Origin of the sequence: Sulfuricurvum sp. RIFOXYD12_FULL_44_77, assembly GCF_001830725.1 — a bacterium.
In the GTDB taxonomy this organism is placed as follows: domain Bacteria; phylum Campylobacterota; class Campylobacteria; order Campylobacterales; family Sulfurimonadaceae; genus Sulfuricurvum; species Sulfuricurvum kujiense_A.
Genome location: NZ_MIBU01000114.1, coordinates 1 through 8195, shown reverse-complemented (window position 1 = coordinate 8195; position 8195 = coordinate 1). Strand labels below are relative to the sequence as shown.

The window sequence follows — 8195 nt, the reverse complement described above, 5'->3', positions numbered from 1 at the left end:
GTTAAGGGAATAGGGCATGGTAAGCGTGCTTTTGTAGAGGCGTTCACCATCACGGTGTTGCGTGGATAGGAGAAATTCAGAAGGTTTGTTCTCGCTACGGCCTACTTTTACATTTTTAAAATCATTGGGAAGAGTGATCGAAAATGCACCTGTTTGATCCGTTGTATAGGTTTGAGCCGGAGTATCGTGAGTCTCAAATGTAACGGTAGTATTGATAAGCGGTTTTCCCTGAAAATGGAGGAGAAAATGGTACGATTTTGAGGCGGTATAGCGGTCATGTTCACGGTGCAGAGGATCGGGAATGATTTCCAATGCTGATTTAGATATAGCCGTGAGTAACGTGGGGGAAACTTTGGCAGGACGCCCTTGAAGGGAAAGATAGCGAATGGCGCTGTAGACTCCGTTCGTAGTATTACCTTCTGCTACTATCGCATAATATCCCCCCATAGAGGGTTTTGGCAGCATGAGTGTATTACGTTTAAAGGTCAAGTTTTGTTCGGAGAGATCAGGGAGGATAAGGTATGCCGAAGCATTTGCTTCACTGTTCATCAAAGCGAACATGGCACTCTCCCCTTTTCCATGTCCACCGTGTTTGGAAGCGGTCGCTTTCCCATCATCACATCCGTGCGGAGTCCAATAGATTGCTCCATCGCCATATCCCCAAAGGGAGACTCCAACTAAGAGGGAGAAGAGTATTTTTTTCATATCAGCTCCTTAAAATTTGATTGAAAGACCGGCAGTGTAAACACGTCCCGGATTCACGGTGATGGAGAGGTCTTCTGCATTAAAGAGTAAGTTGTCATCTCTATCGCTGCTTGCACGTGCTGTGTTGTAGTATTGGTTGTCGAATAGATTGTCGATTCTTGCAAAAAGTGCATACGTTACATTGCCCATTTTTGCTTTGTATTCGGCCAATATATTGACCGCTTCTTGTCCGTCAATTTCAATTCTGTTTAGATCATCCGCATAGTAATCCGACTTTTTACTGTATTCACTCGAGAGTTTGATATTTGAATTATGCTGGTAGTCGAGTATAAAATTGAGGTTATGTTTGGATGTTCGGGGTATAACGTTTCCGGTCACATCGTAATACGCCACTTCACCCGCATCAACTCTTCCGTCATGATCGGCATCAAAATGGATACCGAAGTTATCATATTTGGTGTATTTTGCGTTGAGATAGGTGTAGGCTAGGTTATAGGAGAAGTGATCGTTGATTTTAGCGTTCATCGCAAGCTCTAGCCCTTGGTGTTTCGCCCCCCCTATGTTGTCCCACATATCGGTGATGGTACTGTCCACGCTTCCGTAATTTCCGGCAGTTTTCATAATGAACTCTTTTCGGTCAATTCTAAAAGCAGAGGCTTCGTAGTTGATGTTGTTGATGGCTCCTCGTAAACCGATCTCATAGTTTTTGGCGTGTTCAGGTTTTAGATCGGGATTGTTCTGCGTGCTGCCGTAGGTACTGACATCTCCTGCAAAAAGTTGGGTAATCGTCGGTGCTCTAAATCCCGTCGAGTAATTTAAAAAGAGGCTATTTTGCGCATCAAGATTGTAGTTTGTTCCGATTCGGTAGGAATAAACATCGAACGATTTTTCAAGAGCGTTATCTCGAGAGTCGGTATAGTCAAGATTGATATCATCATAGCGAACGTTGAAGGTTGCGCTGAGCTTATCGGTGATTCCTTGTTTGTACTCACCGTAGAGAGCATACACTTTCTCATCCGTTTCATTATTGCTGTTTTCGTCGCCAGCTGAAAGATACGTGTAGGCAGGGAAAAAACCAACGCGCTGATCAACACGGTAGAGTACTTTATTTTTATAATTATTGTCCCGTATATCTAGCCCTAAAAGTGTTGCGAAGGTGTCAAATGACGCTCTGTACTCACTTTTAATCCCTTTTTGGACTTGTTCGTAGTAGTTATCATAGACATAGTCATCATCGGTATAGGTTTGTGTCGCGCCATTCCCGTCTTTGGTTTGAGGACTTGACCAAAAATAGGTGTCATCGGTATACATATATCCGTTGATCAGTAAATTAGAGTTATTAGAAAAATCTTTTGAATAGGTAAGGAACAGTTTTAACAGTTCAACATCAAACTTTCGGGTGTAGTCTCTGCTCTCCATATCCCCCGTGAAAACACTTTCCGGATTCGTTTGAGCCTCTGTTTCACCCCCTACAGTTCCATGAGAATCTTTTTTTCGCTTGGAAGCTTCGAGCCCGAATGTCAAATCACTCGTACTGTCGATGTAGTATTGAAGTTTGCCGTTGACGTATTGGGCGGTGTAATCGGAATCTTCATGGTAGCCGTCCGCTTTGCGCTCACTCGCTTGGATATGAAAACTAAAGTCATCATTAGCGTATCCGGTTCGCGCTAATAATTTTTGGTAACCGAAGCTCCCGCGTTCGATAGCGGCAAAATTTTGATTGTATTTTGCCCCTTTTTTGGTGGTAATGATGACCGCACCGCTTAGGGCATCATCCCCGAAAAGGTACGAGGCTCCCCCTTTGATCACTTTGATCGATTCGATATTATCAAGGTCGATATTCACTGACCCCGTTCGCTCAAATACAGGAACACCGTCAACAACGACGGCAACCCCCGGCTTTTCACCCATATAGACTTGGTTTTCTATACCGCGAATATGGATTTTGATACTGTCTCCGGTCTTAACTTCCGTCGTAATTCCCGGAATGCTTTGAAGGATTTGTTGGATATTTTCGGTATGAGCAGTATCAACACTCTCGCCGCTGATCGTTGAGGTGCTCGATATCTCGGTACGTTTGGATGCGAAGCGATCATCGATGGTCGTAGAGTCAATTTCGATAATTCCGAGGTTTTCAGCTCCAAAGCATGAGCTTACTATGAGTGATGAGAGTAATAGAGAGTGGGTGATTCGGCGGGTATTTACCATCGCATTTCCTTAAAGTTTTGGATTAAAGTATGCGATTATGAATTAGAAGTGTTACATTAGTGTTAATTTGATTTTTTAATTTAACACTAATGTAACAGTTATTTTTTTATGTGTAAATTCTGATTCTCCAATCGGCAGGATTCTAGTCGATCCTCATCTATTAAGGTACTAACCCCTACAGCGGTGAAAATTATAATAACTATAATAGCGATCAATATTCCTATACTTCTCCCCCCTGCACGTAAAATTGATCTTTTTTCAGGGTAAATCAGCGATGGTCGGGTGCATTTGGCAAATACTTTTTCACACGCCGCTTCGCACAGTCCGCACTGGATGCAACGGATATCAAAACCATGACGGATGTCGAGATCGGGAATGGGGCAGATTTTGACACATCCGCCGCATTCGGTGCAGTTCTCTTGCGGATCATCGAAACGGTAGGTGAGGCGATCTTCTATCGGAAATATAGCCGTGATAGCACCGTAGGGGCAGAGATAGGCGCAATACCACCCTTGCACCATATAAACTTCGGCGATCATGAGTACGGAGAGGATGCTGACGAGCCACCCCGCAAAGGTGAGATGTGCTATCGCGTCAAAGAGTTCATTGGTGCTGATCCCATACGCAACCACTGAAAATGCAAGTGTTGAAGCCAAAAAAGTGAGGAGTGAAAACCCTATCACTTTAGAAAAAAAGGATGTTTTTTTCCCTTTAAAAATACTCAGTAGATGGGCGAAAAACGTATTGGGGCAGAGAGTTCCGCAGTAAAAACGAGAGAGGCTGAGTGCGCTGATCAACGTTAGAGCTACCCCCAAAAGAATCAATAAAGCAATCATCGCATAGGTGTTCATTTCGAGTGCAAAGCCGAGTGTTTCGAGTCGATCATGGGAAAAGTTGAACAGCAACAGATGAAAATCTCCGAGTGTTATCCATGGAATCGCTAAAAAAGGGATAAGTAAGGCTAAAAATGTTTTGTTATCCTGTAAGAACTTCATTACATCCCCTTTCGGTTTTGTTTCCAGCTGTCGATCCGCTGTTCAGGTGGGAGTGTGCCGTTTTCGAGCCGCCCCTCTTCGAGTCGTTGGATGAGGTCGCTGAAAATCGTTTTATTGGGGAGGGTTTTGAAACGTTTCACGACATTGCCACTTTGATCGGCGATTAGGATCAGCGGAACACTCTGGGATAGACCAAATGGTAATGCCTGTTTTTGGCTTTCAACGTCATCGACCGATACACGGCTGATGGAGAGGCGGGGATACGCTTTATGCAACTCGTCCAGTAGCGTCAAACTCTGTTTGCATGGCGGGCACCATGAGGTGTAAAAGATGACGATGTTTACAGAGGCATTAGGATGAAAATAGGGGGTGTTTTTAAGTGAAATGGGTGCACTAAATGTGGAGATACTCATAAATAGAGTAAACAATGCCATTCTCACAGGAGAACCGAATATGTTGTGAATCTTTAAGGAGGTCGATTGAAGCATATTGGGTTCTCTTGTGAAAATAGGATGCCGAAGGGATGTACCCTTCGGAACGTTGTTATTTTTGTTTCAATACCCATTCGATGAGAGTTTTTGTCTCTTCATCGGTGAGTGTTTGCGGAGGCATTGGAGTTTCACCCCATTTACCGGTACTACCGTTTTTGAGTGAAGCGGCGAGAATATCAGCGCTTTCAGCTTTGGCGGCGACTTCTTTATAGGCAGGTCCTACAAGCGCTACATCAACACTGTGACATGCTAAACACCCTTTTGAATCTGCCAATGAAACCGCAGGATCGAGAACGACTTGAGGCGCATTTTTCATCTCTTCTTTGTACGCTTTGTACTCGGCGATAACGTCGGTCATGTATTTTTCCGTCGCTTCGGCTTGTAATTGCAACGGTTCTTCGAAACTTACCACGCGGATACCGTGACGTGCTGTTGCCATCAAGGCTACGGCAACGACCATCAATACCACCGCTTTGGTCGCATCGGAAAGAGACATCTCTTCATTGCTAAAGCGTTTAAGAAGGAAGAAGAATAGGATCAACAATACCGCTGATGCCGCAAAGGGCAAGAAGACAAACGGTGTATGGATATACGCTTCACTGATACGTGGGCTGAAGGCGAAAAATACCAAGGGTAAAACAGCGATGTTGACAGGAGCTGCCCACATAAACCATTTTTTACCTTGATCAATCGCCAAGCGACCTACTTCAGTCTCTTCTCCACCCGCTTTAACCCATTTGACCCCAAGATAGATCATAACAATCCCCGTGAACGCAAATGCGGTGAGGAAGAAGTTGATGAGACGGAAGAATGTCAACGGAGTCAACATAATGTCCCAAATGTTTTGTACAGAGGCAAACAATTCCGGCTGTAAATAGAGGTTAGACATCGACATAAACACCGGAGGCAACGTATAGAACGTGAGTACCGCAACTAAACCGATAGCGATATGGAACCCTTTGTGATTATGCAACGAATGCCAGCTAAATTTGTACGCATACGAGAGCAAGAACGCGAAGATGTTTCCGTAAATGATGTGCAAAATATGCGGAGATACTTTTAGAATCGCCGTATAGAAAAATCCGGTATAGAGTACCGAAATAACGAGCAACGGAGCGACCCCCCACAATGCCCCCATATTTTCACTGATGGTGGTAGGGTTGGTCATTTTGTATGCCAACAAATTGTTTGTTTTGGACTTTTTGAATACCCCAAAGATATTGTAGAGAACCGACGCTGTCGAGGCACCGATAAGGGTATAGATAAATGCGATGTGCACGACAAATACGATAATTCCCAGTGTGTCAAAAAACCAGCCGGGTAGTCCCATCGTCGGTACGACGAGAGGGATGTCAAAAGGGAGTTTCCAGTTCATTATTTGATCTCTCCTCTTTTATTAAGTGATGCGATATAAGCCGCTAACGCGTCTTTCTCGGCTTCGGTTCCGGTAAACGGAGGCATATACGGTGTTCCAGCTCCCGGTAGGTTGTTGATACGGTTACGAATTGCCTCTTCGCTCCACCCTTTGGTTAGGAATTTAAGACCGTTGATACCGTTTTCGGTATGGCAGGCACGACACTCGATTTGGGCAATCGTATGACCCACTTCGATAAGGTTGGATTTGTCCTCTTTGAGCACTTTTTTATCTTCATCAACGAAGACGGCGTGTTTGAGGATACCCACTTTGTTGAGATACGGTACGTCGGTAACACGGATACCGTTGGCGTACATGTAGTTATAAATCAAATACGGTTTACGGATAAACTCACGAGTACGTTCTTCGAATCCCCAGAAGAGCATAAATGCCGCAACCATGAGTGTTGCCGCGATGTAGGGAAAGCGTTTCGGAGAGAAGTAGGCGATAATCGTTGTTACCACTACCGCACCGCCGATGCCGCTGATGATCATGTACATCAAATCCATTTTATCGGCAAACGCTCTTGTCATCATCGCTGTTGGGATCATGGCGCGCGCTGCTTCAGGGATTTGGAGCAGATAGTAGTACCCAAATGCTGCGGCAACCGGAACCGTGACCATCATGATGGTTGCGAAGAATTTGATCATCCGTTCTTTAGTGGCACGAATCTCTTCATCTTTACTGAAACTGGTAATGAGCCATGTCCATAGAATAGCAAGTGCTCCGGCAAACGCGATGGAACTAAAGGTTCTCATCATAAGTCCTGGGAACCAAGTCGGGTTAAAGAGGGCATTATTGTAGTTGACCGTACCCGGATACACTTCAGGATCGATCCACGGTTGACCGTCGAAATTCGGTGTCAACATAAAGCCCAAAATAGCGGTGATGATCAACATCGTTATCCATGAGGATACCGCATAATAGATTCCGAAGCGAACCGAAGAAGCACGACCTTGCGCTGTTGTGGCTTTCGGTTTCCATGTCATAAACCAGAAGAGAAGCAAAATAACCTCGAAGTTAAAGACGATCCACTCGATAAACCATTTCCAGAAGAAGACGCGGATAAGTCCTCCGATAGCGTTGGGGCTGATAATGTTAGCGTGAATCCACATCCCGATTCCGGTGAGGGCTCCGACAGAGGTAGAGATGATAAAAAAGACCATGAGGAGGCGATAGACGGTTTCATATCCCGCCAAATCCCCTTTTTTATTGGTCCACCATGCGGCAAGTGCGAGTACCACAGACCCTCCGACAGCACCGCCGTGAGAGACAAATACGTGGATGATCGCATTGATCGCCATGAGCATTCTTAGCCCAATCGTGGGCATTTCGAATATGGGAAAATCGAACATACATTTCCTTTAGTTAAAAATAAGGTGTATGCACGGCAACGTCGGAGAAACAGCGTAAAAAAACGCTATAATTTAGACGTTGCTATGCAATACGTTTTTCCGTCTGCTTGAGAGCTGCAATTCATAGAGCAGACGGATCGTTGGTTTTTTCTCCTCCGTTTTTTCTCCTTTTAACTCCTAATGGTAATTTCCGAGAGTAAGATTATGAACTAACTGTGTTAATTTTGTGTTAAGCAGTTAATAAAATAATTTAAGTTTTATTTGATTTATATGGTGGGCTATAATTCTTCTAAAAAAGGTCATAAATGACAACCATCTGGCACAATCCGAAATGTTCAAAATCACGGGAAGCCTTAAAATTATTAGAAGATAAAGGGGTACCTACCGAAGTATTCAAATACCTCGATACCCCACCATCACGTGAGGAGATCGTATCTTTGCTCAAAAAACTCGGAGTTTCAGCGCGGGAATTGATGCGGACGAAAGAGGAGTTGTATAAAGAGCTGGGGTTGGCAAAGATTGAAGAGGAATCGGTTTTAATCGATGCCTTGGCAGCGCATCCGAAACTCATCGAACGTCCGATTTTGATCGAAAATAATCGTGCGGTGATCGGTCGTCCTGTTGAAAAAGTAGTTGAATTTATCGGCTAATAGAGTTTTTTATCCTCTTTTTCTTCCCATAGTTTAAAAAGCTTTTTACTTTTTTCCGTATCGACAGGTCGCAGATCGAGGGTGCTTTCGGGGCTTCGAATCATCTCATAAAAGATCCGATCGTCAAATCCTCCCTCTGCGGCATCATTCATGGATGAGGCATAATAAACCGTGGGGATTCGCGCCCAGAAAATTGCTCCCATACACATCGGGCATGGGTAGCAGGTTGTATAGAGAGTGCAGTCAGAGAGATCGAATTTTCCGAGTGCGGCAGAAGCACGGCGTATGGCATTGATCTCGGCGTGAGCGGTGGGATCATTTGTCCCCAGTACTTCGTTATGGGCACTAGCGATTATTTTCCCTTCTCGGACGATAGC

General features: G+C 44.5%; 8 protein-coding genes. 1 reads left to right on the top strand and 7 read right to left on the bottom strand.

Features of this window, described 5'->3' with window-relative positions; translation table 11 throughout:
- From A2517_RS04835 to A2517_RS04810, 6 genes are all read right to left on the bottom strand, one after another.
- Window positions 1-705: hypothetical protein (locus A2517_RS04835; RefSeq protein WP_294894697.1), on the bottom strand; the 705-nt coding region annotated here is incomplete at its 3' end.
- Between the two features lie 9 nt (window positions 706-714).
- Complete coding sequence (locus tag A2517_RS04830; protein ID WP_294894695.1) at window positions 715-2913, bottom strand: TonB-dependent receptor; 2199 nt, start codon at window positions 2911-2913, stop codon at window positions 715-717.
- A gap of 98 nt (window positions 2914-3011) precedes the next feature.
- Window positions 3012-3908 carry a 4Fe-4S dicluster domain-containing protein gene (locus A2517_RS04825; protein WP_294894693.1) on the bottom strand — a complete coding sequence of 299 codons (897 nt, stop codon included), beginning with the start codon at window positions 3906-3908 and terminating at the stop codon, window positions 3012-3014.
- Complete coding sequence (locus tag A2517_RS04820) at window positions 3908-4321, bottom strand: thioredoxin family protein (RefSeq protein ID WP_294894692.1); 414 nt, start codon at window positions 4319-4321, stop codon at window positions 3908-3910. The genes A2517_RS04825 and A2517_RS04820 overlap by 1 nt, the downstream gene beginning before the upstream one ends.
- A gap of 130 nt (window positions 4322-4451) precedes the next feature.
- Entirely contained in the window at window positions 4452-5774 is a 1323-nt protein-coding gene (locus tag A2517_RS04815; protein ID WP_294894690.1) for a c-type cytochrome, read from the bottom strand.
- Window positions 5774-7168: a cytochrome c gene (locus tag A2517_RS04810; protein ID WP_294894688.1), complete on the bottom strand. Its 1395-nt coding sequence runs from the start codon at window positions 7166-7168 to the stop codon at window positions 5774-5776. Before A2517_RS04810 ends, A2517_RS04815 begins: the two co-directional genes overlap by 1 nt.
- 305 nt (window positions 7169-7473) lie before the next feature.
- Here A2517_RS04810 and arsC point away from each other — a divergent pair, with 305 nt between their 5' ends.
- The gene (gene arsC / locus A2517_RS04805) at window positions 7474-7818 is read left to right on the top strand and encodes an arsenate reductase (glutaredoxin) (RefSeq protein ID WP_294894686.1); all 345 of its coding nucleotides are present in this window, start codon (window positions 7474-7476) and stop codon (window positions 7816-7818) included.
- Here arsC and A2517_RS04800 read toward each other — a convergent pair.
- Window positions 7815-8195, bottom strand: a 381-nt coding sequence (locus A2517_RS04800) for a nucleoside deaminase (protein ID WP_294894684.1), incomplete at its 5' end; no start/stop codon positions are given. The genes arsC and A2517_RS04800 overlap by 4 nt on opposite strands.